Below are 24,142 nucleotides of genomic sequence, written 5' to 3'. Positions count from 1 at the left end.
GCGGGGGCCTCAGGTCAACGTCCGGCCGTCGCGGTGGCCAGCGCCGCGAGCGTGTCGTCGGGACGCGGCAGCACCACCTGGTGTGCGCCGGCCGCCACCTGCTTGACCAGCTCGAGCGCCACCGTCGTGCGGCGCGAACTGCGGTCGAAGTAGCGCTCCAGCGCCTGCTGGGCGCTCAGCAGGTCGGTCTGCGCTGCGTCGAACTGCCGGCTCAGCACCGCCAGCCGGGCGTTCAGCAGCCGCAGCTTCAGGTTCTCGCGCAGGAAGAAGGCCTGCTCGGGCGCCAGCCACATCGCGTCCGGGTTGTCGACGCGGCTCACGCGCACCAGCGAACGGGTCTCGCCCCAGACGCGGTCGAACAGCGCACCCAAGCGATCGGACAGTTCGGCCAGCCCGCCGCCCACCGGCGTCGGCGTGCTGCCCACCGGCGAGGCGCTGCGCGCGCTCGGACGCGGCACCGAAGCCGCCGAGGCCGCCGGCTTGGGCGTCTCGCGCCGCGGCTCCGCCTGCGACAGCAACGGCAGTTCGTCGACCAGCCGCACCACCTCGTCGACCTTGATCGAGAGCCCGCCGATGTCGGCCACGCCGACCGACCTGACGCGGTCGATGTCGCGCGCGATCGCGCGGCGCACGCCGTCGAGCCGCGGCTGGCTGTAGCGGGCCAGGCGTTCGTCGGCCTGCTTCAGCGCGGCCACCAGCGGTTCGGCGCTGCCGGTGATCGCCGCCTGCTGCTGCGCGACGCGCAGGCCGGCGTCGATGTCGACCAGCACGTTCTCGTCGCGCGAGCGCGACAGCGACTGGATCAGGTCCTCGAGCTGGCTGCGCTGGATCGCGACCTCGGACAGCTTGGCCTCGAGCAGCGCGACCTTGGCCGCACTGTCGCGTGCGACCTCCTGGGCTTGGCGCGCCATCAACTGCGCCTCGCCGGACAGCCGGCCGCTGTCTTGCTGGCGGCGCACCAGTTCTTGTTCAAGCGTGCGCACCCGCTGCTGCGCCGACCAGGCCTGCACCAGCGCGATGACGATCAGCAGCACCAGCAGCGCGAGCACCGCCGGCGCGAGCCAGCCGGGCAGGCGGCGCGTCACCACGACCGCGGGAGCGGTCGGCACGGGTTCGGCGAGGGCGGGTGGGGAGGAGACGGTCTCGGTCACGATGCGATCGATTGTATGCAGGCCACCACTTCCGCGAGAGAGGGCCGGGATTCGAGCACCTGCCCGAGGCCGAGGGCCCGCGCGCGGGCGGCGATCCGCGGGTGCGTCGCGAGCGCGCGGCCCGCGGCCCAGCTCGCCGACGGCACCAGGCCCTCCAGGTGATCGACCGCTTCGGAGCTGCTGAAGAACCACAGATGCCGCGCCGGGCGGTCGAGCGCGGCCTGCAGCAGCGCGCTGCCGGCGTCGTCGAGCACCGGCGCGCTGCGGCCATAGGCGCACACCAGCGACACCTCGGCGCCCTGCTCGCGAAGGCGATCGGCCAGCCAGTCGCGCCCGCTGGTGCCCCGCACCACCAGCACGCGGCGCCCCGTCCAGGCCTGCGTGCGCAGCTGCGCCCACAGCGCCTCCGAATCGAACTGCAGCGCATCGGCCGCCGGCTCGACGACCTGCGCCACGCCCAGCGCACGCAGCACGCGCGTCGTGCCCGGGCCCGGCGAAGCGGCCTGCAGCGCCGCCGGCCACACAGCCCCAGGCGGGTGATGCGCGAAGAACTGCTCGGCCGCATTCGGGCTCACGAACATCACGAGCCCGACCTCCGCCAGCCCGTGCCAGGCGGCGTGCAGCGCAGCGGGATCGTCGATCGGCCGGATGTCGATCAGCGGCAGGGCCTGCGCATCGAGCCCGGCCGCGCGCAGCCCGTCGACCCACTCGCGCGCCTGGGCCGCAGGCCGCGTGACCAGCACGCGCAGCGGCGAATCGACGTCAGCCGGTGCCGAGGTAGGCATCGGCACCCGCGGACCTCAGTTGCGCCGCGGCGAGTTCGCCCAGGCCACGGGCCGCGCCATCGTCGGCCACCACGGCCACGGCCGTCGTGTGCAGCAGCGGGCGCGCCGGATCGTCGACATGGCCGAGCGCGGCGGTGATGCGCAGCTGCGCACCGTCCCACACCGCATGCGCGGCCAGCGGCATGCTGCAGCTGCCGCCCAGCGAGCGCGACACCGCGCGCTCCGCCTGCGCGACCCACCAGGTGGGCCGGTCGCTCAGTTGCGCCAGCAGCTCGCGCAGTGCCGGCTGGTCGCTGCGGATCTCGATGCCGAGGGCGCCCTGCCCGGCCGCCGGAATCATCTCGTCGACCGCGAACACCGAACGGATGCGCTGCGCGAGACCCAGCCGCTTCAGCCCGGCCGCCGCCAGCACGATCGCGTCGTACTGGCCGTCGTCGAGCTTGCGCAGCCGGGTGTCGAGGTTGCCGCGCAGCGGCTCGATGCGCAGGTCGGGCCGGCGCGCCAGCACCTGCGAGACCCGCCGCAGGCTGGAGGTGCCGACGCAGGCGCCTTGCGGCAGCTCGGCCAGCGTCGCGAAACGGTTGGAGACGAAGGCATCGCGCGGGTCCTCTCGCTCCAGCACCGCGGCCAGCTCGAAGCCGTCCGGCAGGTCCATCGGCACGTCCTTCAGCGAATGCACGGCCAGGTGCGCGCGGCCGTCTTCGAGCGCGGCCTCGAGCTCCTTGACGAACAGGCCCTTGCCGCCGACCTTCGACAGCGTGCGGTCGAGGATCTGGTCGCCGCGGGTCGTCATGCCGAGCAGCTCGACGCGCAGCCCGAAGCGTTGTTGCAGCAGGTCGCGCACATGTTCGGCCTGCCAGAGGGCGAGGCGGCTTTCGCGGGTGGCGATGACGAGGGGTTCGGGCAGCGAAGACATCGGCAAATGCTATCAGGCCCATCTCTTGCCTGACGGTATGGGTGATCCCCGCGGCGGCGCTGATACCATCGCGGTTCGTAACCAAGTTACAGCCTCGACGAGGCCCTGAGGACAAAGATGCCACGTGCCACACCTGCCCCCAAGTCCGCCGTCCGCACTGCTGCCCGCAAGGCCTCGGCCAAGCCGGCCCGCGAGAGCGCCGCCGAGGCCGCCGACAAGAACCGCCCGCTGGTCGACGACATCCGCCTGCTCGGCCGCATCCTCGGCGACGTGATCCGCGAGCAGGAGGGCCAGGGCGCGTTCGACCTGATCGAGCGCATCCGGCAGCTGTCGGTCGCGTACCGGCTGAAGCGCGACGCGCAGGCCGGCAAGACCTTCGACCGGCTGCTCAAGAGCCTGAGCGGCGACCAGACGGTCAGCGTGATCCGCGCCTTCAGCTACTTCTCGCACCTGGCCAACATCGCCGAAGACCGCCACCACGTGCGCCGCCGCGAGCACCACGAGCGCCAGGGCCACCTGCAGGAAGGCTCGCTCGCGATGAGCTTCGAGCGCCTGGCCGAGGCCGACGTGCGCGCGGCCGACATCGCCGGCGTGTTGCAGCGCGCCTTCATCTCGCCGGTGCTGACGGCCCACCCCACCGAGGTGCAGCGCAAGAGCATCCTCGACGCCGAGCGCGCCATCGCCGAGCTGGTGGGCCAGCGCGACGAACTGCGCAGCGCGCGCGAGCTGGCCGACAACGAGGCGCTGCTGCGCGCCCGCGTCACGCAGCTGTGGCAGACGCGCATGCTGCGCTACACCAAGCTGACGGTGGCCGACGAGATCGAGAACGCGCTCAGCTACTACCAGGCCACCTTCCTGCGCCAGATCCCGAAGCTCTACCAGGAGATCGAGGAAGCGCTGCCCGGCCACCCGATCGCGCCGTTCTTCCGCATGGGCAACTGGATCGGCGGCGACCGCGACGGCAACCCCAATGTCAGCGCCGAGACGCTGCAGATGGCGCTGCGCCGGCAGAGCGAGACGGTGCTGCGCTTCTACCTGACCGAGGTGCACGAACTGGGGGCCGAGCTGTCGATCTCGGCCACGCTCGCGCCGGTGACGGCCGCGATGCAGGCGCTGGCCGAGCGCTCGCCCGACCACAGCGCGCACCGCGAGGACGAGCCCTACCGCCGCGCGCTGATCGGCATGTATGCGCGGCTGGCCGCGACGCTGCAGGCCTTCACCGGCACCGAGGCGCTGCGCCATGCGGTGGCGCCGCAGGACCCGTACCGGCGCAGCGATGATTTCGGGGCCGACCTGAAGGTGATCGAGGCCTCGCTGCGCTCGCACCATGCCGATGCGCTGATTGCGCCGCGGCTGCGCCCGCTGATGCGCGCGGTGCAGGTGTTCGGCTTCCACCTGGCCACCGTCGACCTGCGCCAGAGTTCGGACAAGCACGAAGCGGTGGTCGCCGAGCTGCTGAAGACCGCCAAGATCGAGGCCGACTACAGCGCACTCGACGAGCCCGCGCGCCGCACGCTGCTGATGAAGCTGCTGAACGACGCGCGTCCGCTGCGCGTGCATGGCGCGGCGTACTCGGAGCACGCGGTGGGCGAACTGGCGATCTTCGAGGCGGCGCTGAAGATGCTCGACCGCTACGGCCGCGAGGCACTGCGCCACTACATCATTTCGCACACCGAAGACGTGAGCGACCTGCTGGAGGTGCTGCTGCTGCAGAAGGAGACCGGGCTGATGCACGGCACGCTGGATGACGGCGCCGTGTGCCAGCTCATCGTCTCGCCGCTGTTCGAGACCATCGGCGACCTGCGCAACGCCGAGCCGATCATGCGCGACTACTACGCGCTGCCGGGCATCGCCGACCTGATCAAGCGCTCCGGCCGCGAGCAGGACGTGATGCTCGGCTACAGCGACAGCAACAAGGACGGCGGCTCGTTCACCAGCAACTGGGAGCTGTACCGCACCGAGATCGCGCTGGTCGAGCTGTTCGGCAAACTGGGCGAGCAGCACGGCATCACGCTGCGCCTGTTCCACGGCCGCGGCGGCACCGTCGGGCGTGGCGGCGGCCCGAGCTACCAGGCGATCCTGGCGCAGCCGCCGGGCACGGTGAACGGGCAGATCCGCCTGACCGAACAGGGCGAGGTGATCTCGTCGAAGTACGCGCACCCGGAGATCGGCCGGCGCAACCTCGAGACGCTGGTGGCCGCGACGCTCGAGGCCACGCTGCTGCACCCGACCAAGAGCGCGCCGAAAAGCTTCCTGGACGCCGCCGCGGCGATCAGCGAGGCCAGCATGGCGGCCTACCGCAAGCTGGTCTACGAGACCCCGGGCTTCACCGACTACTTCTTCTCGGCCACGCCGATCCGCGAGATCGCCGAGTTGAACATCGGCTCGCGTCCGGCCTCGCGCAAGGCCACGCGCGCGATCGAGGACCTGCGCGCGATCCCGTGGAGCTTCAGCTGGGGGCAGTGCCGCGTCGCGTTGCCGGGCTGGTGCGGTTTCGGCTCGGCGATCGAGGCCTTCCTCGGCAAGGTGCCGGCCGAGCGCAAGGAACGGCTGGTGCTGCTGCAGCGCATGCACAAGCAGTGGCCGTTCTTCCGCACGCTGCTGTCGAACCTGGACATGGTTCTGGCCAAGAGCGACCTGGGCATCGCGGCGCGCTACGTCGACCTGGTCGAGGACAAGAAGCTGGGCAAGAAGATCTTCGGGCTGATCCAGGCCGAGTGGCAGCGCACCAGCGACGCGGTGTCGCTGATCACCGGCGAGAAGCACCGGCTCGCGTCGAACCCGTCGCTCGCGCGCTCGATCGAGCACCGCTTCCCGTACCTCGACCCGCTGAACCACCTGCAGGTCGAGCTGATGCGGCGCTACCGCCAGCGGCGCGAAGGCGATCCGGCGAACGAGCGGGTGCAGCGCGGGATCCACATCTCGATCAACGGGGTGGCGGCAGGGTTGCGCAACACCGGCTGAATTCGCTGCTGCGTGAACAGCAGCAGCGAGGGCTTGCCAGGACATGACCTCATCGGCGATATTCGCAATTCGCGAATAGCGAATATGGCCGGATGATGGAACTCAAACCGCAAGATCTGCTGGTGCTGTTGAAGGCGGCGGCGCACCCGCCGCAGCGTTGGACCTATGCCGCGCTTGGCGAGGCGTTGGCCATGAGCGCCTCGGAAACGCATGCGAGCGTGAAACGCGCCGTGGCGTCCGGCCTCGCAGTGGCGCCAGGGCGTGGCGAGTGGTCGCCGGTGCGCCCCAGCTTGCTGGAGTTCATGCTGCACGGCGTGCGCTACATCTGGCCGACCACACCCGGGCCGGTCAAGCGCGGCGTGCCGACGGCTTTCGGTGTCGAGCCCTTGGCCAGCATGCTGACGGCTGCCCAGAGCGAGGCCCCGGTATGGGCACACCCCACCGGCAGCGCCAAAGGTCCCACACTGTCACCTCTCTATCGAACGGCACCGCAGGCGGCCCTCGCCGACCCTGCCTTGCATCGCCTGCTCGCCCTGCTGGATGCCTTGCGCACAGGGCGTGCACGCGAGCGTTTGCTGGCCGCCAAATTGATGGAAACCGAACTGATGCAGTTCGATTCGGGAGCTATCGATGCGAGCCGATGACCCCAATCTTCCGCATCTGCGCCGCATCGCCGAAGCACTGGGCGACCTGCGCGAGCAAGTGGTGTTTGTCGGCGGTGCCGTGGCCGGCCTGCTGGTGACCGATCCACTGGCCGACAGCGTGCGTGCCACCCGCGACGTGGACGCCGTGGTGAACGCCAACCGGTCCACGTTCCATCGCACCTTGAGCCGGTGAAGCCTCAGAACAACGACTGCCCGATCAGCGACGTGAAGCGCTCCAGCGCAAAGCTGCCCGCGAGCGAGTTGCCGGTGTGCTCCAGCCCCGGCGACCAGACGCACACGCCCAGCGTGCGCGGGATGTGGGCGACGATGCCGCCGCCTACACCGCTCTTGGCCGGGATGCCGACGCGGTACGCGAAATCGCCGGCCGCATCGTAGGTGCCGCAGGTCAGCATCAGCGCCGACAGCCGCTTGGCCGAACTCGCGTCCAGCACCTGCTCGCCATTCACCGGGCTCACGCCGCCGTTCGCGAGGAAGCCCACCGCGCGCGCCAGGTCGACGCAGTTCATGCGGATCGCGCAGTGCCGGCAGTAGGCCTCGATCACCGTGTCGACCGGGTTCTTCAGGTTGCCGAAGCTGTGCATGAAATGCCCCATCGCGCGGTTGCGCGAGCCGGTGGCCAGCTCCGAGCGCGCGACCGCGTCGTCGTACTGCAGCGCCGGGTTGCCCGACAGCCGCCGCACGAACTCCACCAGCGCCATCTCGGGCTGCACGAAGCGGGTGCTCAGCACGTCGGTGACGACCAGCGCACCGGCGTTCAGGAACGGGTTGCGCGGCTTGCCCTGCTCGGTCTCGAGCTGCACCAGCGAGTTGAACGCGGTGCCCGAGGGCTCGCGCCCGACGCGCTCCCACAGCGTGTCGCCGACCAGCTGGAACGCCAGCGTCAGCGAGAACAGCTTCGAGACCGACTGGATCGAGAAATCCTCGCGCGCATCGCCGACGGTGTAGAGCCGCCCGTCGAGCATGCTGACCGCCATGCCGAAGCGGTGCTTCGGCACCTTCGCGAGTTCGGGGATGTAGCGCGCGACTTCGCCCTGCTCGAGCAAGGGCTGCGCTTCGTCGTGGATGCGGTCGAGCACCGCCTGCATGTCGATGGTCATTCGATAATTGGGCCATGACTGCACCCTCACCGCACACCGATCCCCGGGGATTTCTTCGCGCGCTGTACGACGCCGCGGTCGCGCGGGCGCTGCCGGCGCAGACGCTGGGCGCCTTCCTGCCGCCGCCGCCGCGCGGGCGCACGCTGGTGCTGGGCGCCGGCAAGGCGGGCGGCGCGATGGCCGAGGCGCTGGATGCGCTGTGGCCTCAGGACGCACCGCTGTCGGGGTTGGTGGTCACGCGCTACGACCATGTGCCGCCGGGCTACCGCGCGAAGCCGGGCCGCATCGAGGTCGTCGAGGCAGCCCATCCGGTGCCCGATGCCGCCGGGCGCCAGGCGGCGCAGCGCATCGCGGCGCTCGCGCAGGGGCTGACGGCCGACGACCTGGTGCTGTGCCTGGTGTCCGGCGGCGGCTCGGCGCTGCTCGCGCTGCCGGCCGACGGCGTCACGCTCGAGGAGAAGCAGGCGATCAACAAGGCGCTGCTGAAGAGCGGCGCCGCGATCGACGAGATGAACTGCGTGCGCAAGCACCTGTCGGCCATCAAGGGCGGCCGGCTGGCGGCGATGTGCGCGCCGGCCAGGGTGGTCACGCTGCTGATCTCCGATGTGCCGGGCGATTCGCCCGAGGTGATCGCGAGCGGCCCGACGGTGCCCGATGCGACGACCTGCGCCGATGCGCTGGCGATCCTCGCGCGCTACGGCATCGAGGTGTCGGCCGCGGCGCGGGCCGGCCTGGAGAGCGGCGCCTTCGAAACGCCGAAGCCCGGCGATGTGCGCTTCGCCGGCCACGAGGTGCGGATGATCGCGACACCGCAACAGTCGCTCGAAGCGGCGGCCGCGCTGGCACGGTCGGCGGGCATCGAGGCGCACATCCTCGGCGATGAGATCGAGGGCGAATCGCGCGAGGTCGGCAAGGTGCACGCGGCGCTCGCGCGGCAGGTGGCGAAGCGCGGGCAGCCGTTCAGGACGCCGTGCGTGATCCTGTCGGGCGGAGAAACCACGGTGACGGTCGCCAGCAAGGGCGGCCGCGGTGGGCGAGCCACCGAGTTCCTGCTCGGCTGCGCACTCGCGCTGCAAGGGCAGCCGGGCGTGTTCGTGCTGGCGGCAGACACCGACGGCATCGACGGCGTCGAGGACAACGCCGGCGCGATCGTCACGCCCGACACGCTCGCGCGCGCCGAGGCGCAAGGCCTCAGCGCGCGCGACCGGCTGGACCGCAACGACGCCTACAACTTCTTCGCGCCGCTCGGCGACCTGGTGGTGCCCGGGCCGACCTTCACCAACGTCAACGACTTCCGCGCGATGCTGGTGCTGTGACCCGGCCGGGAGCTCACTGCTCCAGCAGGTCCTTCATCTCGTCCGCATGCTCTTCCTCGTCGCTGAGGATGCCTTCCAGCATGCGGCGGGTCGTCGGGTCCTTGTCGCCGATCAGCGCAATCATCTGGCGGTAGGCCTCCACCGCGACACGTTCGGCCACCAGGTTGGCGCGGATCATCGCCTTCAGGTCGGACGAGTCGTCGTACTGCGCATGGCTGCGTTCGAGCAGCGAGTTCGGCGCGAAATCGGGCTCGCCGCCGAGCTGCACGATGCGCTCGGCGATCAGGTCGCCATGCGCGGCCTCTTCGTTCGCGTGCACCATGAACTCGGCCGCGATCGCCGGCGACGACATGCCGTGCGCGGTGAAGTGGTGGCGCTTGTAGCGCAGCACGCAGACCAGCTCGGTGGCCAGCGCATCGTTCAGCAGCTTGACGATGTCGTCGCGCCAGGGCCCGAAGCTCGGCGTCACGGCGCCATCTTCGGTGCGCTTGCGGGCGGCCTCCAGCGCGGCCTCGTCCAGGCGCAGCGTCTGTCCTTTGCGCTCGTTCTTGTCGTTCGAATTCTTGTCAGGGGCGACTTTCTGAAGCATGGCCATCTCCGTTCGGGGTCAGGGTTGCGGATCCCTTCACTGTAGGAAGCATCCGCCCCCACCGACATCGGAAGGCAGCCGCCCTGCCTGTAGGACTGGGCCGCGCCGGCCTTCACCCTTGCAGCAGCTGCGCCACCACCGCCACCGCGATCACCTCCGGCTCCTTGCCGGCAATGCCCGGCACGCCGATCGGGCAGGTCAGCCGCGCCAGCGCCGCCGCCGGCACGCCGCGCTCCTCGAAGCGATGCATGAACCGCGAACGCTTGGTGCGGCTGCCGATCAGGCCGAGGTACGCGAAATCGCCGCGGCGCAGGATGGCCTCGGTGATGCGCAGGTCCAGGTCGTGGCTGTGGGTCAGCACCAGGTAGTGCGCGCCGGGCGGCGCCTGCGCCACCTCGGCCTCCACCGGCTCGACGCACAGGCGCTCGATGTGCGGCGGCAGCGGCTGCGGCGGGAATTCGCTGTCGCGTTCGTCGATCCACTGCACGCGGCAGTCGATGCCGGCCAGCAGCGCGACGATCGCGCGGCCCACGTGGCCGGCGCCGTACAGCTGCAGGAAGAAGCGTGGCGCGTTGTCGCGCCAGGCCGCCAGCACCGCGTCGCCGAGGCGCTGCGTGCGCAGCGTCAACGCGCCGCCACAGCACTGGCCGAGCGAGGGGCCGAGCGCGAACTCGGCGTCATGGGAATTCGTGTCGCCGGCCTCCAGCCACTGCCGCGCCTGCGCGATCGCCGTCAGTTCGAGGTGACCGCCGCCGATCGTGCCGAGCACCGCGTCGCGCGTCACCAGCATGTGCGTGCCGGCCTCGCGCGGCACCGAGCCGCGGTGCGACAACACCTGCACGTCCATCGTCGGCACGCCGGCTGAGAGCAGGACGAGCGCGGCGTCGCGCAGCGCGCTCATCACCACGGCCTCCCGGCGAGCAAGGCTTCGACAGGCTCAGCCCGACCCTTCGACAGGCTCAGGTCCTTCGACAAGCTCAGGATGATCGGGCCCTTCGACAGGCTCAGGGCGAACGGAGTTCGGGTCAGCCCACGAGCACCGGCAGCGGCGCGTTGATCACGGTGCCGACCAGCTCGTACACCGCCTCGTGCGTCAGCACGCCGGCCAGCACCAGCTTCGGCCGGCGCAGCGCCGCCTTGGCTTTCGCCAGCAGCCCGCGCCAGCCGCGGTGCAGCCCGACGCGCAGCCGGTTGCGCAACGTGTCGCGCAGGATCAGCAGCGAGGTCTCCTCGCGCACCTCGGTCGCGAACTGGCGCTTGTATTCCGACACGCCGATGCCGAAGTTCAGCGTCTGCGGGCACTGGTGCGCGATCAGGTCCTCGATCAGCCGGTACAGCAGCACGGTGCCGGGGCTGAACTTCGACAGCTCCGCGTCGTGGCCGATGTCGGCGTAATGGAACACGCCGCGCCCCTGGTAGCCCAGCACGAAGGCCAGCGCCCGCCCGCCGCTGCGCAGCACGTAGCTGCGCAACAGCCCGCGGCGCGCCAGGTCGGTGAGCCGCAGCGCGATGTCGTCGCGCTCGATGCCCAGCGGGCCGATCGCCTGGTGCTGCCAGGTGCGCTTCGCGATGTGCTGGGCCTGCCGCACGAACTCGGCAACCTGCTCCTCGGCATCGACACGCACCAGCTCCAGCCCCGGCATCTGCTCTTCCAGCACCCGCACCTGGCGGCGCAGGTTGTAGCGCTTCTTGCTGCCGAAGCGCGCCAGGTAGGCATCGAAGGTCTCGGGCAGCGCGATCGTGTACAGCGGGCGCTTGCCGTGCTCGCTGTACAGCAGCGAGCCGCCGCGCTGGCGCAGTTGCGCCTCCCAGCCGGCCCAGGCGCTGCAGCCCGCAGGAATGCCCTTCAGGAACAGCGCATCCAGGTCGGGGCGCTCGCGCCACAGCCGCTCGACCACGTCGGCCAGCGCCTGCGGCCGGCCGGCCACCAGCGGCGCGCCGCCGAGCAGGTGCGCCGCGCGCAGCTTCAGCGACGCGAAGGTCCAGCGCCCGGCCGAAAACGCGAGCGGGTACGGCTGCACGTCCATCGGCACCACGCCGACCTCGGCGCCCGCTTGCGCCGGCAGCACGCCGAGCAGCAGGTCGTCGGCCGGGCGCGTCGCGACCAGGTGGTTCCACCACTCCGGCGACTGGTAGATGCGGTAGACGTGCCCGCTGTCGCTGAGCAGGCCGTCCCAGCCCTTCATCAGCTGGCTGTCGGTGGCGGCCGCCCGCGAGAACACCACCGGCGAAGCGGGCGGCGTGGCAACGGGGGCGAAAGCAGAAGAGGTGGCGCTCATGAAGACGGCTGGAGCTCGCGGAGGATCGACCGGACAACGGCGCCCGGTGCGGACGCCTGCGAATCGACGCCAAGGATATCGACGGCGACGCTTTCGCCGTCTCCCTCGCCCCGGGGGTTCGTGCGTGAATACCGCACGAATCCGGCCCGTCTTGCGCTGTTTGCTCGACCACGTTGCGTTCGGTTGCGACTGCTTGCGCCGGGTCGCCGTCAGACGGCCGCGCGCACCGCGGTGATCGCATCGAGGATCGCCTCCGGCGTCGCCGGCGCGCGCAGCGGCGGGTCGACGCGGTGCCCACCCACGGCCGACACCGCATCGCGGATCGCGAAGAACACCGAGAACGGCAGCAGCAGCGGCGGCTCGCCGACCGCCTTGCTGCGGTGGATGCTGTCCTCGACGTTCTCGCCGTCGTACAGCCGCACGTTGAAGACAGCCGGGCAGTCGTTCGCGGTCGGGATCTTGTAGGTGCTCGGCGCATGCGTCGCCAGCAGCCCCGTCTGCGGGTGCCACACCAGCTCCTCGCTGGTCAGCCAGCCCATGCCCTGGATGAACGCGCCCTCGACCTGGCCGATGTCGACGGCAGGGTTCAGCGAGCGGCCGGCGTCGTGCAGCACGTCGGCGCGCAGCAGCTTCCACTCGCCGGTCAGGGTATCCACCAGCACCTCGCTGACCGCGGCGCCGTACGCGAAGTAGAAGAACGGCCGGCCGGTCAGCGTCGCGCTGTCCCAGTGCAGGCCGGGCGTCGCGTAGAAGCCGTCGGACCACAGCTGCACGCGTGCCAGATAGGCTTGCATCACCAGCTCGACGAAGCCGATGCGCCCGGCCGGGCCAGTCACCTCGTCGTTCGCGAAGCGCAACTCGTCAGCGCGGCAGGCCAGCCGCTGCGCGGCCACGTCGGCCAGCCGTTCGCGGATCTGGCGCGCCGCGTCCTGCGCCGCCTTGCCGTTCAGGTCGCTGCCGGTCGAGGCGGCGGTGGCCGAGGTGTTGACGACCTTGTGCGTATCAGTCGCGCTGACGCGCACCCGCTCGAAGCCGACGCCCAACTCGTGCGCCACCACCTGGGCCACCTTGGTGTTCAGCCCCTGGCCCATCTCGGTGCCGCCGTGGTTCACCAGGATCGAGCCGTCGGCATACACGTGCACCAGCGCGCCGGCCTGGTTCAGGTGCTTCACGTTGAACGAGATGCCGAACTTGACCGGCGTGAACGCGAGGCCGCGCTGCAGCACCGGGTTCGCGAGGTTGAACGCGGCGGCAGCCTCTCGGCGTGCGCGGTAGTCGCTGTCGGCCTCGAGCTGCGCGCACAGCTCGTGCAGGATGTTGTCGTCGACCGGTTGGCCGTACGGCGTGGTGCGATTCGTGTCGGTGCCATAGAAGTTGACGCGCCGCACATCCAGCGCGTCCTTGCCGAGCGCGCGCGCGACGCTGTCGATGATGTTCTCGATCGCGATCGCGCCCTGCGGGCCGCCGAAGCCGCGGAACGCGGTGTTGCTCTGCGTGTTGGTCTTGCCGCAGAAGCCGTGCATCGCGACGTCGGGCAGCCAGTAGGCGTTGTCGAAGTGGCACAGCGCGCGCGTCATCACCGGGCCCGACAGGTCGGCCGAATGGCCGGCGCGCGACACCATCGTCACCTCGCTGCCGAGGATGCGGCCGTCGTCGTCGTATCCCACCTCGTACTCGTACCAGAAGCAGTGGCGCCTGCCGGTGATCAGGAAGTCATCGTCGCGGTCGACGCGCAGCTTGACTGGCCGGCGCAGCTTCTGCGCGGCCACCGCGGCCACGCAGGCGAACAGCGCCGACTGCGATTCCTTGCCGCCGAAGCCGCCGCCCATGCGCCGGCACTCCACCTGCACGTGGTGCGAGTTCAGCTGCAGCGCATGCGCCACCAGGTGCTGCATCTCGCTCGGGTGCTGCGTCGAGCAGTGCAGCAGCAGCCCGCGGTCTTCCTTCGGGATCGCGTAGCTGATCTGGCCTTCGAGGTAGAACTGCTCCTGGCCGCCGACGCTGAGCGTGTCCTTCAGGCGGTGCGGCGCCGCGTCGATCGCGGCCCGTGCGCCGCCGTCGCGCGTGCTGCGCACCAGGTGCATCGGCGGCAGCACGTAGGCGCCCGCCGCATGCGCCGCCTCGGGCGTCAGGATCGGCGGCAGCGGCTCCACCTTCAGCACCGCCTTGGCCCGGGCCGCGGCACGCCGCGCCGCATCGCGCGTGGTGGCGATCACCGCGAACACCGGCTGGCCGAGGTAGCGCAGCTCGCCGTCGGCGAGGATCGGGTCGTCGTGCAGGATCGGCCCGCAGTCGTTGGCACCGGGAATGTCGGCGGCGGTCAGCACCGCGACGACGCCCGGCTGCGCGCGCAGCACCGCGAGATCGATGGCCAGCAGCCGGCCATGCGCGATCGGCGACAGCCCGAGCGCCGCGTGCAGCGTGCCGGCCAGCTCCGGCAGGTCGTCGATGTAGGCGGCCTCGCCGGCCACGTGCAGGTGCGCCGACTCATGCGGGCGGCTGATGCCGACGCGCGCGCCCTCGCGCAGCGCGATGGCTTCGGCCTCGGGTCCGGTGGCCTGCAGGAACGGATCGAGCGGCTTGTTCATGCGAGCACGCTCCAGGCCCGCGTGGCCTCGACCGGCAGCGGATCCACCGCCCGCGTCTCCAGCCAGAAGCGCCGCAACAGGTTCTGCGCGACGTGCATCCGGTAGGCGGCGCTTGCGCGCATGTCGGTGAGCGGCGTGAAGTCGTGTGCCAGCGCGGCCTGCGCGGCCTTCAGCGCGCCTTCGTCCCAGGCCCGGTCCTGCAGCGCCGCCTCGGCCTGCGCGGCGCGCTTGACGATGCCCGCCATGCCGCCGAACGCGAGCCGCACCTGCGCGACCGTGCCGTCGGCCGCGAGCCCGATCGACAGGCCGGCGCACACCGCCGAGATGTCGCAGTCGTTGCGCTTGCTGATCTTGTAGGCGCGGTTCTGCCGCTGCGCTGTCATCAGCGGCACCACGATCTCCTGCACGAACTCGCCCGGCTGCAGCTGGTTCTTCATGTAGTCGAGGTAGAAGGCCGCGAGCGGCACGCGCCGCGCCTTGCTGCCGCGGCGCAGCACCAGCTCGGCGTCGAGCGCGAGCAGCACCGGCGCCGAGTCGCCGATCGGCGAGCCGTTGGCCACGTTGCCGCCCATCGTGCCGGCATGCCGGATCGGCGGCGACGCGAAGCGCAGCCACACCTCGGTCAGCGCCGGGATGCGCCGCGCGAGCGCCGACCAGGCGTCTTCGAGCGACGCGCCGGCGCCGATGTGCAGGTGGCCGTCGCGCTCGTCGATGCGCTTCAACTCGGCCACGTCGCCCAGGTAGAGGATCTCGCCGAGGTCGCGGAACTGCTTGTTGACCCACAGCCCGACGTCGGTCGAGCCGGCGAGCAGCGTGGCTTTCGGGTGCTGCTCGCGCAGCGTCGCCAGCGCCTCCAGCGTGCGCGGCGCGAAGTAGTCGTCGACGCGCGGGGCGCCTTCGCGCTGGCGGTTGAAGCCGGCGTAGTGCAGGCCGGCGTGGTTCAGTCCGTTCTTGCCGCTGGCCAGCGCCTGCAATGCGGCCACCACCGGCGCGGTGTCGAGCGCGACCGGCGGCAGCTGGAACATGCGCTCGCCGGCATCGAGGATCGGCCGGTAGCCGGTGCAGCGGCACAGGTTGCCCGACAGCTCGTCGGCCAGTTGCTGCCGGGTCGGCACCTGCCCGCAGGCGCGGTGGCCTTCGTAGCCGGCCCACAGCGACATCACGAAGCCCGGCGTGCAGAAGCCGCACTGCGAGCCGTGGCACTCGACCATCGCCTGCTGCACCGGGTGCAGCGCGCCGCCGGCCTGGTCCTTCAGGTCCTCGACGGTGAACAGCGCCTTGCCGGCCAGCGTCGGCAGGAACTGGATGCAGGCGTTGACGGTGCGCAGCGCGAGGCCTCCGACCCGCTGCGACGGCGGCGCCTGCTCATCGGCCAGTTCGCCCACCACCACCGTGCAGGCACCGCAATCGCCCTCGTTGCAACCCTCCTTGGTGCCGGTGCAGTGCGCGTCCTCGCGCAGCCAGTCGAGCACCGAGCGCGTCGGATGCACGCCGCTCACCTCGACGACCTCGCCGCGGTGGAAGAAGCGAATGGGCTGTGTGCTCATGGAAATCCGGGGTTGCTCGACAAGCATAGGACAGACTCCGCAAGGGTAAACCTCCGTCGCCGCCGGGATACGATGCGCCCCGACGCCCTGGCTTTGCAATTCACGGGCCCGCCCGAGGATCCTTCCCGCATGACACCCCGCCGCATCGCGCTGCGTGCCGACCTGCTCGACTTCACCGCCGCACCCGACTGGGGCGCCACCGAGTCGCCGGCCGTGCGCTTTCGCCCCGACCACTGGCTGCTGGTCGAGGACGGCCGCATCGCCGGTGCGCAGCACGACACCCCCGACGCCAGCTGGCAGTTGCACGACCACCGCGGCCGGCTGCTGATGCCCGGCTTCATCGACACCCACGTGCACAGCCCGCAGCTCGACGTGATCGCGAGCTACGGCACCGCGCTGCTCGACTGGCTGGACACCTACACCTTCCCGGCCGAGCGACGCTATGCGGATGAGGGCGAGGCCGAGCGCGGCGCCGCGCGCTTCCTCGATGCGCTGCTGGCGCACGGCACGACCGCCGCGGTGGTGTTCCCGACGGTGCACAAGGTCAGCGCCGACCGGCTGCTGGCCGGCGCGCAGGCGCGCGGCATGCGGCTGATCGCCGGCAAGGTGCTGATGGACCGGCATGCGCCCGACGGGCTGCGCGACGACGTCGACCAGGCCGAACGCGATTGCGTCGAGCTGATCGAGCGCTGGCACGGCACCGGCCGGCTCGCCTATGCGGTGACGGTGCGCTTCGCGCCGACCAGCACGCCGGAACAGCTCGCGATGGCCGGCCGGCTGTGCGCGGCGTACCCCGGCATCTACATGCAGACCCACGTGGCCGAGAACCGCGACGAGGTGCTGTGGGTGGCCGAGCTGTTCCCCGAGGCGCGCAGCTACCTCGACGTGTACGCCCGCGCCGGGCTGCTGAACGAGCGCAGCGTGCTGGCGCACGGCATCTGGCTGGACGATGCCGACCGGGCCGCGATCCACGCGAGCGGTGCGCAGATCGCCCACAGCCCGTCGTCGAACCTGTTTCTCGGCAGCGGGCTGTTCGGCTGGCGCGCGGCCGAGGCGGCCGGCTGCGCGGTGAGCCTGGCGACCGACGTGGGCGGCGGCACCAGCCTGTGCCTGCTGCGCGCGGCGAGCGATGCCTACCGGGTGCAGGCGATGGCCGGCGAGCGGCTCACGGCCTGGAAGGCGCTGCACGCCTGCACGCGGGGCGCTGCGAAGGCGCTCGGGCTGGCCGACGAGATCGGCTCGCTGGAGATCGGGCGGGTCGCCGACCTGTGCGTCTGGGACTGGGCCGTGGGGCCGGTCGCCGAGCGTCGGATGGAGGTGGCGCGGGGCTTGCATGAGAAGGTTTTTGCGTGGATGACGCTGGCGGACGAGCGGAATCTGGTGTCGACGTGGGTGAACGGAGTGCAACGGCATGGGCGACGCGATTGAGGGGACAGCGATGCTTCGACTGGAACTGACCGACCTCAGCAAGAGCTACCCCGCCGTCAAGGCCAACGACCGCGTGAACCTGCGCGTCAAGCCGGGCGAGATCCATGCCGTGCTCGGCGAGAACGGCGCCGGCAAGTCGACGATGATGAAGATGATCTACGGCGCCGTCCGCCCCGATGCCGGCGTGATCCGCTGGAACGGCCAGCCGGTCGAGATCCGCAACCCGCAGGAGGCGCGCGCGCTGGGCATCAGCATGGTGTTCCAGCACTTCAGCCTCTTCGACACCCTCACCGCCGCCGAGAACGTCTGGCTGGGCCTCGACAAATCCTTGACGCTCGCCGCCGTGACGCAGCGCATCACCGAAGTGGCCCGCGTCTACGGCCTCGAGGTCGACCCGCTGCGCCCGGTCCACACGCTGTCGGTCGGCGAGCGCCAGCGCGTCGAGATCGTGCGCGCGCTGATGACGAACCCGAAGCTGCTGATCCTCGACGAGCCGACCTCGGTGCTGACGCCGCAGGCGGTCGAGACGCTGTTCATCACGCTGCGCCAGCTCGCCGCCGAGGGCTGCAGCATCCTCTACATCAGCCACAAGCTCGACGAGATCCGCGCGCTGTGCCACCACTGCACCGTGCTGCGCGGCGGCCGCGTCACCGGCGAGGTCGACCCGACGCAGGAAACCAACGCCAGCCTGTCGCGCCTGATGATCGGCGCCGAGCCGCCGCAGCTGCAGCACCTGCAGGCGCGGCTCGGCGACGTGGCGCTGTCGGTGCGCGAGCTCGGCGTGCCGAAGCGCGACCAGTTCGGCATGGACCTGCACGGCATCAGCTTCGACGTGCGCTGCGGCGAGATCGTCGGCATCGCCGGCGTCTCCGGCAACGGCCAGCAGGAGCTGATGGCGGCACTGTCGGGCGAGGACCCGCGCGCCGAGGCCGAGAGCATCGTGCTGTTCGACCGGCCGGTGGGCCGCCAGTCGCCGCGCCGGCGCCGCGCGCAGGGGCTGAACTTCGTGCCGGAGGAACGCCTCGGCCGCGGCGCGGTGCCGTCGCTGTCGCTCGCGCAGAACACGCTGCTGACGCGCACCACCGCGGTGACGGCGCAGGGCTGGATCCGCACCGCCGAGGTCGCCGCGCTCGCGAACCGGCTGATCCAGCGCTTCAACGTGAAGGCCGGCGGCCCCGATGCGCCGGCCAAGAGCCTCTCGGGCGGCAACCTGCAGAAGTTCATCGTCGGCCGCGAGATCGACGCCGCGCCGCGCCTGCTGATCGTCTCGCAGCCGACCTGGGGCGTCGACGTCGGCGCGGCCGCGCAGATCCGCGGCGAGCTGCTGAAGCTGCGCGACCAGGGCTGCGCGGTACTGGTCGTCAGCGAAGAACTCGACGAGCTGTTCGAGGTCTGCGACCGGCTGGTGGTGATCGCGCAGGGCCGCGTGTCGCCGTCGATCGCGACCTCGCAGGCGACGGTCGAGCAGATCGGCGAATGGATGAGCGGGCTGTGGGCGCCACGCGGCGCGGCCTTCCACCAGGAGGCGACGCATGCTGAAACTTGAGCCGCGCCCGGCGCCGAGCCGCGTGATGTCGATCGCCTCGCCGCTGCTGGCGCTGGCGATCACGGTGGTGATCGGCGTCGTGCTGTTCCTGCTGCTCGGCAAGGACCCGCTGCGCGGGCTGCAGGTGTTCTTCGTCGAGCCGCTGAAGAGCGTGTACGCGCTGTCGGAGCTGGCCGTGAAGGCGACGCCGCTGCTGCTGATCGCGCTCGGGCTGGCGGTGTGCTTCCGCTCCAACGTCTGGAACATCGGCGCCGAGGGGCAGTTCGTGCTCGGGGCGATTGCGGCCGGCGGCGTCGCGATGCTGGCCGAGCCAGGCACGGGCCGCTGGATCGTCGTGCCGATCCTGCTGGCCGGCGTGCTCGGCGGCATGGCCTGGGCCGCGATCGTCGCGCTGCTGCGCGACCGCTTCAACGCGAACGAAATCCTGGTCAGCCTGATGCTCGTCTACGTCGCCGACCAGGTGCTCGGCTACCTGGTCTACGGGCCGTGGAAGGACCCGGACGGCTACAACTTCCCGCAGACCATCACCTTCCTCGAGGCGACCAAGATCCCGCGCCTGTTCGCCGGCTCGCGCGTCAATATCGGCCTGCTGATCGCGCTGCTCGCGGTGGCCGGGTTCTGGGCCTTCCTGTTCCGCACCTACGCCGGCTTCCAGCTGCAGGTCGGCGGGCTGGCGCCGGCCGCGGCACGCTACGCCGGCTTCTCGTCGCGGCGCGCGCTGTGGACGGCGCTGCTGCTGTCGGGCGGCATGGCGGGGTTGGCCGGTGGGCTGGAGGCGGCCGGGCCGCTCGGGCAGCTGACGCCGCACGTGCCGGCGGGCTACGGCTTCGCGGCCATCATCGTCGCGTTCGTCGGCCGTCTGCACCCGGTGGGCATCGTGTTCTCGGCGATCCTGATGAGCATGTTCTACATCGGCGGCGAGCTCGCGCAGTCGCGCCTCGGCCTGCCGAAATCGCTGACCGGCGTGTTCCAGGGCCTGCTGCTGTTCACGCTGCTGGCCTGCGACACGCTGATCCACTACCGCCTCCGCTGGAAGCCGGCGCACGTGCCGGCCGAACCGGCACCCGCCAGCACCGACACCAACACCGTGCAGCCGGCCCCGGCCGAAGGACAAGCCTGATGGACGCCATCGCCCTGCTGATCGCCGCGACGCTGAACTCCGGCACCGTGCTGGCGCTGGCCGCGCTCGGGCTGCTGATCAACGAACGCGCCGGCATCGTCAACCTCGGTGCCGAGGGGATGATGCTGATCGCCGCGATCGCCGGCTTCGCGACCGCGGTGCACACCGGCAACGACTGGCTCGCGTTCGCCGCCGGTGCCGGGGCCGGCGCGCTGCTGGCCGCGACCTTCGGCGTGCTGGTGATCTGGCTCAACACCAACCAGTACGCCACCGGCCTCGCGCTCAGCCTGTTCGGCAGCGGCTTCTCGGCCTTCCTCGGCATCAACTTCGTGCAGGCGAAGCTGAGCGAGCGGCCGCACTTCGAGCTGCCGTTCCTGGCCGACATCCCGCTGCTCGGCCCGGCGCTGTTCCGCCAGCACCCGATGGTGTATGCGGCGATCGCGCTGACGGCCGGGCTCGCGTGGTTCCTGTACCGCTCGCGCGCCGGACTGGTGCTGCGCGCGGTCGGCGAATCGCCCGAATCGGCGCATGCGCTCGGCTACCCGGTGCGCCGCATCCGCCTCGCCGCGGTGCTGGCCGGCGGCGCGCTGTGCGGGCTGTCGGGCGCCTACATCTCGGTGGTCTACACGCCGCTGTGGGTCGAGGGCATGATCGCCGGCAAGGGCTGGATCGCGCTGGCCCTCACCACCTTCGCGACCTGGCGACCGGCACGCGTCTTGCTCGGCGCCTACCTGTTCGGCGGCGTGACGATGCTGCAGTTCTACCTGCAGGGCGAAGGCGTGCAGGTCTCGGCGCAGCTGCTGACGATGCTGCCCTACCTGTCGACCATCGTCGTGCTGGTGCTGATCTCGCGCAATGCCGGCTGGATCCGCGTGAACATGCCGGCCTCGTTGGGCAAGCCCTTCTTCCCCGGCAGCTAGCTGCTGATAAATTCTTGCGTTCCTCACCCTGGAGTTCCCATGACCTCATTCTCGAAACGTGCCCTGCTGAAGCTCGCAGGGTGGAGCACGCTGGCGGCCGGCACCGCGCTGGTGGGCTGCGGCAAGAAGGAAGAGGCGCCCGCGCCGGCGCCGACCCCGGTGGCCGCCGCGTCGGCCCCGGCGCCGAAGCCCGAGCCGCTGAAGATCGCGTTCGCCTACGTCGGCCCGGTCGGTGACGGCGGCTGGACCTTCGCGCACGACAACGCGCGCAAGGCGCTCGAGAAGGAATTCGGCGACAAGATCCAGACCAGCTTCGTCGAGAAGGTGCCCGAGGCGGCCGATGCCGAACGGGTGTTCCGCGACATGGCCGGCCAGGGCAACAAGCTGATCTTCGGCACCACCTTCGGCTACATGGAGCCGATGCTGAAGGTCGCGGCCGACCTGAAGGACGTGAAGTTCGAGCATGCCACCGGCTTCAAGCAGGCCGAGAACATGCGCACCTACGACAGCCGCACCTATGAAGGCGCGTACATGGCCGGCGTGATCGCCGGCGGCATGACCAAGACCAACACGCTGGGCGTGGTCGGCTCGATCCCGATCCCCGAGGTGATCCGCAACATCAACAGCTTCACGCTGGGTGCGCAGTCGGTGAACCCGAAGATCAAGACCAAGGTGGTCTGGGTCAACGAATGGTTCAACCCGCCGAAGGAGACCGAGGCCGCGCAATCGCTGATCAACGGCGGCGCCGACGTGCTGATGCAGAACACCGATTCGAGCGCGGTGCTGCAGACGGCCGAGAAGGCCGGCAAGTACGCGTTCGGCTGGGACAGCGACATGACCGCCTACGGCCCGAAGGCCCACCTGGCCTCGAGCGTCATCAACTGGGGGCCGTACTACATCAAGGCGACCAAGGATGCACTGGACGGCAAGTGGACCGGCAACAGCGCGTCGTGGTGGGGCGTCAAGGAAGGCGCGATCGACCTGGTGTCGATCTCCGACAAGGTGCCGGCCGAGCTGAAGGACAAGGTCGAGAAGGTGAAGGCCGGCCTGAAGGACGGCAGCTTCGCGATCTGGAAGGGCCCGATCGTCGGCAACGACGGCAAGGAAGTGCTGAAGAAGGACGAGGTCGCCGACGACAAGTTCATGAGCGGCATCAAGTTCTTCGTCAAGGGCGTCGAAGGCAAGGTTCCTGGAGGCAAGTAGGCCTTGATCGAAGCGACGCTGTGGCACCCGGTGGCCGGCAGCGAGGCGCTCGGCGCCTCCCCGCTGCCGGTGCGCCTGCTGTCGCAGGACCTGGTGCTGTGGCGCGACGACGCCGGTCGCGCCCGCGCGTTCACCGACCGCTGCCCGCACCGCGGCACGCGGCTGTCGCTCGGCCGGATCGTGCAGCACGACGGCCGCGCGGCGCTCGAATGCCCGTACCATGGTTGGCGCTTCGGCGGCGATGGCGCCTGCGTGCTGATCGCGTCGCAACCGTCGTTCGCGCCGCCAACCTCGCATGCGGCCTGCGCGCATGAAACGCAGGAGGCGCACGGCCTCGTGTGGGTGCGGCTGCAACCGGGTGACACGCCGCTGCCCGCCTTCGAGGCCGAGGCCGACCCGCAGCTGCGCAAGCTGCTGTGCGGCCCGTACGACGTGGCGACCGGCGCTGGCCGCATCGTCGAGAACTTCCTCGACCTGTCGCACTTCGGCTTCGTGCACGACGGCTGGCTCGGCGAGCGTGCGCAGCCGCAGACGCCCGGCTACAGCGTGCAAGCAACACCCACCGGCTTCGTCGCGACCGGCTGCAAGGCCTGGCAGCCACAGAGCAACCGGCTGTCGACCGAAGGCAGCTGGGTCGACTACCGCTACGAGCTGACGGCGCCGTTCAGCGCGGTGCTGACCAAGCTGCCGCAGGCGCAGGAGGACTATCGCGACGTGATCGGCCTGTTCGTGTGCCCGCTCGACGAGGAGCGCAGCCGCGTCTGGTTCCGCCTCGCGGTGACCGACCACGATTCCAGCGACGACGCGCTGCGCGCCTTCCAGCACACCATCTTCACGCAGGACCAGCCCGTCCTCGAGTCGCAGCAGCCCAAGCGGCTGCCGCTCGCGGGTGGCGAGGTGCACTGCGCGACCGATCGCAGTTCGGCCGCCTATCGCCGCTTCCTCAGTGAACGCGGCATCCGTTTTGGAGCCCTGACATGAACCTCGACGCCATCCCCCGCGACCGCCTGCCTGCCTTGCTGTGCGCAATGCCGAAGGCCGAGCTGCACATCCACATCGAGGGCTCGCTGGAGCCGGAGCTGATCTTCGCGCTGGCGCAGCGCAACGGCGTGGCGATCCCGTACGCGAGCGTCGAGGCGCTGCGCGAGGCCTATGCGTTCACCGACCTGCAGAGCTTCCTCGACATCTACTACGCCGGCGCCAGCGTGCTGCTGAAGGAGGAGGACTTCTACGACATGGCGATGGCCTACTTCCGCCGCGCAGCGGCCGACAACGTCGTGCATGCCGAGCTGTTCTTCGATCCGCAGACGCACACCGAGCGCGGCGTGAGTTTCGAGACCGTGATCAACGGGCTGACGCGTGCCGGCGAGACGGCGCGGCGCGAGCTGGGCGTCAGCAGCGCGCTGATCCTGTGCTTCCTGCGACACCTGAGCGAAGAGGCGGCGTTCGAGACGCTGGAACAGGCGCTGCCGTTTCGCGAGCGCTTCATCGGCGTCGGCCTCGACAGCAGCGAGCGCGGCCACCCGCCGGAGAAGTTCGCGCGGGTGTTCGCGAAGTGCCGCGAGCTCGGGCTGAGGCTGGTCGCGCATGCCGGCGAGGAAGGCCCGCCCGCCTACATCTGGAGCGCGCTCGACGTGCTGAAGGTCGAGCGCATCGACCACGGCGTGCGCTGCGTCGAAGACCCGGCGCTGGTGAAGCGGCTGGCCGCCGAGCGCGTGCCGCTGACGGTGTGCCCGCTGTCGAACGTGAAGCTGTGCGTGTACCCGGACATGGGGGCGCACCAGTTGGGGGCCTTGCTCGATGCAGGCCTGTGCGCGACGGTCAATTCGGATGATCCGGCGTACTTCGGCGGGTACATGAACGCGAACTTCCTTGCGACCTTCGAGGCGCTGCCGGCGCTGGGGGCGCGGCAGGCCTATCAGTTGGCGAAGAACAGCTTCGAGGCGAGCTTCGTGGATGAAGCTCAGAAGGCTGCGTGGGAGCAGAAGCTCGACAAGGCATTCGCCGCCTTCTGAAGGCCTTGCAGGT

The 24,142-nt window shown here is 70.6% G+C and carries 20 protein-coding genes; 11 read left to right on the top strand and 9 right to left on the bottom strand.

Translation table 11 applies throughout. The features are described from left to right. Positions 1–14: 14 nt before the first annotated feature. The 3 genes from BUE42_RS05130 to hemC are packed head-to-tail and all read right to left on the bottom strand — an operon-like array spanning position 15 to position 2,852. Positions 15–1,151 (bottom strand): uroporphyrinogen-III C-methyltransferase, encoded by a 1,137-nt coding sequence (locus BUE42_RS05130; protein WP_235002102.1) that lies wholly within the window; start codon positions 1,149–1,151, stop codon positions 15–17. Then, the gene (locus BUE42_RS05125; protein ID WP_073463340.1) at positions 1,148–1,936 is read right to left on the bottom strand and encodes a uroporphyrinogen-III synthase; all 789 of its coding nucleotides are present in this window, start codon (positions 1,934–1,936) and stop codon (positions 1,148–1,150) included. Before BUE42_RS05125 ends, BUE42_RS05130 begins: the two co-directional genes overlap by 4 nt. After that, on the bottom strand, positions 1,914–2,852 hold the full coding sequence (gene hemC / locus BUE42_RS05120; protein WP_073463429.1) for a hydroxymethylbilane synthase: 939 nt from the start codon (positions 2,850–2,852) through the stop codon (positions 1,914–1,916). The genes BUE42_RS05125 and hemC overlap by 23 nt, the downstream gene beginning before the upstream one ends. A gap of 117 nt (positions 2,853–2,969) precedes the next feature. On the opposite strand from hemC, the gene ppc reads away from it, so the two are divergent. The 3 genes from ppc to BUE42_RS05105 all read left to right on the top strand — a co-directional run bounded on the left by ppc (position 2,970) and on the right by BUE42_RS05105 (position 6,653). Then, positions 2,970–5,816, top strand: coding sequence for a phosphoenolpyruvate carboxylase (ppc, locus tag BUE42_RS05115; protein ID WP_073463338.1), 2,847 nt, complete (start codon positions 2,970–2,972; stop codon positions 5,814–5,816). Positions 5,817–5,911: 95 nt separating this feature from the next. Then, entirely contained in the window at positions 5,912–6,460 is a 549-nt protein-coding gene (locus BUE42_RS05110) for a hypothetical protein (protein ID WP_073463427.1), read from the top strand. Then, positions 6,447–6,653 (top strand): hypothetical protein, encoded by a 207-nt coding sequence (locus tag BUE42_RS05105; protein WP_143171302.1) that lies wholly within the window; start codon positions 6,447–6,449, stop codon positions 6,651–6,653. Before BUE42_RS05110 ends, BUE42_RS05105 begins: the two co-directional genes overlap by 14 nt. A gap of 4 nt (positions 6,654–6,657) precedes the next feature. Here BUE42_RS05105 and BUE42_RS05100 read toward each other — a convergent pair whose 3' ends face one another. Continuing rightward, on the bottom strand, positions 6,658–7,572 hold the full coding sequence (locus tag BUE42_RS05100; protein ID WP_073463425.1) for a glutaminase: 915 nt from the start codon (positions 7,570–7,572) through the stop codon (positions 6,658–6,660). Between the two features lie 20 nt (positions 7,573–7,592). Between BUE42_RS05100 and BUE42_RS05095 the strand changes: the two genes are divergently transcribed. Further along, the gene (locus tag BUE42_RS05095; protein WP_073463336.1) at positions 7,593–8,894 is read left to right on the top strand and encodes a glycerate kinase type-2 family protein; all 1,302 of its coding nucleotides are present in this window, start codon (positions 7,593–7,595) and stop codon (positions 8,892–8,894) included. Positions 8,895–8,907: 13 nt separating this feature from the next. Here the strand turns inward: BUE42_RS05095 and BUE42_RS05090 are convergent, their stop codons facing one another. From BUE42_RS05090 to xdhA, 5 genes are all read right to left on the bottom strand, one after another. After that, the gene (locus tag BUE42_RS05090) at positions 8,908–9,483 is read right to left on the bottom strand and encodes a ferritin-like domain-containing protein (RefSeq protein WP_073463423.1); all 576 of its coding nucleotides are present in this window, start codon (positions 9,481–9,483) and stop codon (positions 8,908–8,910) included. A 112-nt stretch (positions 9,484–9,595) separates the two neighbouring features. Further along, complete coding sequence (gene xdhC / locus BUE42_RS05085; protein WP_073463334.1) at positions 9,596–10,384, bottom strand: xanthine dehydrogenase accessory protein XdhC; 789 nt, start codon at positions 10,382–10,384, stop codon at positions 9,596–9,598. A 124-nt stretch (positions 10,385–10,508) separates the two neighbouring features. Continuing rightward, complete coding sequence (locus BUE42_RS05080) at positions 10,509–11,762, bottom strand: GNAT family N-acetyltransferase (protein WP_083613881.1); 1,254 nt, start codon at positions 11,760–11,762, stop codon at positions 10,509–10,511. Between the two features lie 209 nt (positions 11,763–11,971). After that, the gene (gene xdhB, locus BUE42_RS05075) at positions 11,972–14,350 is read right to left on the bottom strand and encodes a xanthine dehydrogenase molybdopterin binding subunit (protein WP_073463329.1); all 2,379 of its coding nucleotides are present in this window, start codon (positions 14,348–14,350) and stop codon (positions 11,972–11,974) included. Then, positions 14,347–15,897 (bottom strand): xanthine dehydrogenase small subunit, encoded by a 1,551-nt coding sequence (xdhA, locus tag BUE42_RS05070; protein WP_083613880.1) that lies wholly within the window; start codon positions 15,895–15,897, stop codon positions 14,347–14,349. The genes xdhB and xdhA overlap by 4 nt, the downstream gene beginning before the upstream one ends. Positions 15,898–16,026: 129 nt before the next feature. Between xdhA and guaD the strand changes: the two genes are divergently transcribed. The 7 genes from guaD to BUE42_RS05035 are packed head-to-tail and all read left to right on the top strand — an operon-like array spanning position 16,027 to position 24,129. Then, positions 16,027–17,325: a guanine deaminase gene (gene guaD, locus BUE42_RS05065; RefSeq protein ID WP_073463325.1), complete on the top strand. Its 1,299-nt coding sequence runs from the start codon at positions 16,027–16,029 to the stop codon at positions 17,323–17,325. A 10-nt stretch (positions 17,326–17,335) separates the two neighbouring features. Further along, positions 17,336–18,871, top strand: coding sequence for an ABC transporter ATP-binding protein (locus tag BUE42_RS05060; RefSeq protein WP_073463323.1), 1,536 nt, complete (start codon positions 17,336–17,338; stop codon positions 18,869–18,871). Further along, positions 18,858–19,991, top strand: a complete 1,134-nt coding sequence (locus BUE42_RS05055) for an ABC transporter permease (RefSeq protein ID WP_073463321.1) — start codon at positions 18,858–18,860, stop codon at positions 19,989–19,991. Before BUE42_RS05060 ends, BUE42_RS05055 begins: the two co-directional genes overlap by 14 nt. Further along, positions 19,991–20,911 (top strand): ABC transporter permease, encoded by a 921-nt coding sequence (locus BUE42_RS05050; protein WP_073463319.1) that lies wholly within the window; start codon positions 19,991–19,993, stop codon positions 20,909–20,911. Before BUE42_RS05055 ends, BUE42_RS05050 begins: the two co-directional genes overlap by 1 nt. A gap of 39 nt (positions 20,912–20,950) precedes the next feature. Beyond that, the gene (locus BUE42_RS05045; RefSeq protein ID WP_073463317.1) at positions 20,951–22,114 is read left to right on the top strand and encodes a BMP family ABC transporter substrate-binding protein; all 1,164 of its coding nucleotides are present in this window, start codon (positions 20,951–20,953) and stop codon (positions 22,112–22,114) included. Positions 22,115–22,117: 3 nt separating this feature from the next. Further along, positions 22,118–23,095, top strand: a complete 978-nt coding sequence (locus tag BUE42_RS05040) for an aromatic ring-hydroxylating oxygenase subunit alpha (RefSeq protein WP_073463315.1) — start codon at positions 22,118–22,120, stop codon at positions 23,093–23,095. Beyond that, the gene (locus tag BUE42_RS05035) at positions 23,092–24,129 is read left to right on the top strand and encodes an adenosine deaminase (RefSeq protein ID WP_073463313.1); all 1,038 of its coding nucleotides are present in this window, start codon (positions 23,092–23,094) and stop codon (positions 24,127–24,129) included. Before BUE42_RS05040 ends, BUE42_RS05035 begins: the two co-directional genes overlap by 4 nt. Positions 24,130–24,142 lie beyond the last annotated feature (13 nt).

The organism is Rhizobacter sp. OV335 (assembly GCF_900142965.1).
GTDB lineage: Bacteria > Pseudomonadota > Gammaproteobacteria > Burkholderiales > Burkholderiaceae_C > Rhizobacter.
The sequence above is the reverse complement of the archived record's forward strand: the minus strand, read 5'-3'. Positions and strand labels throughout refer to the sequence as shown.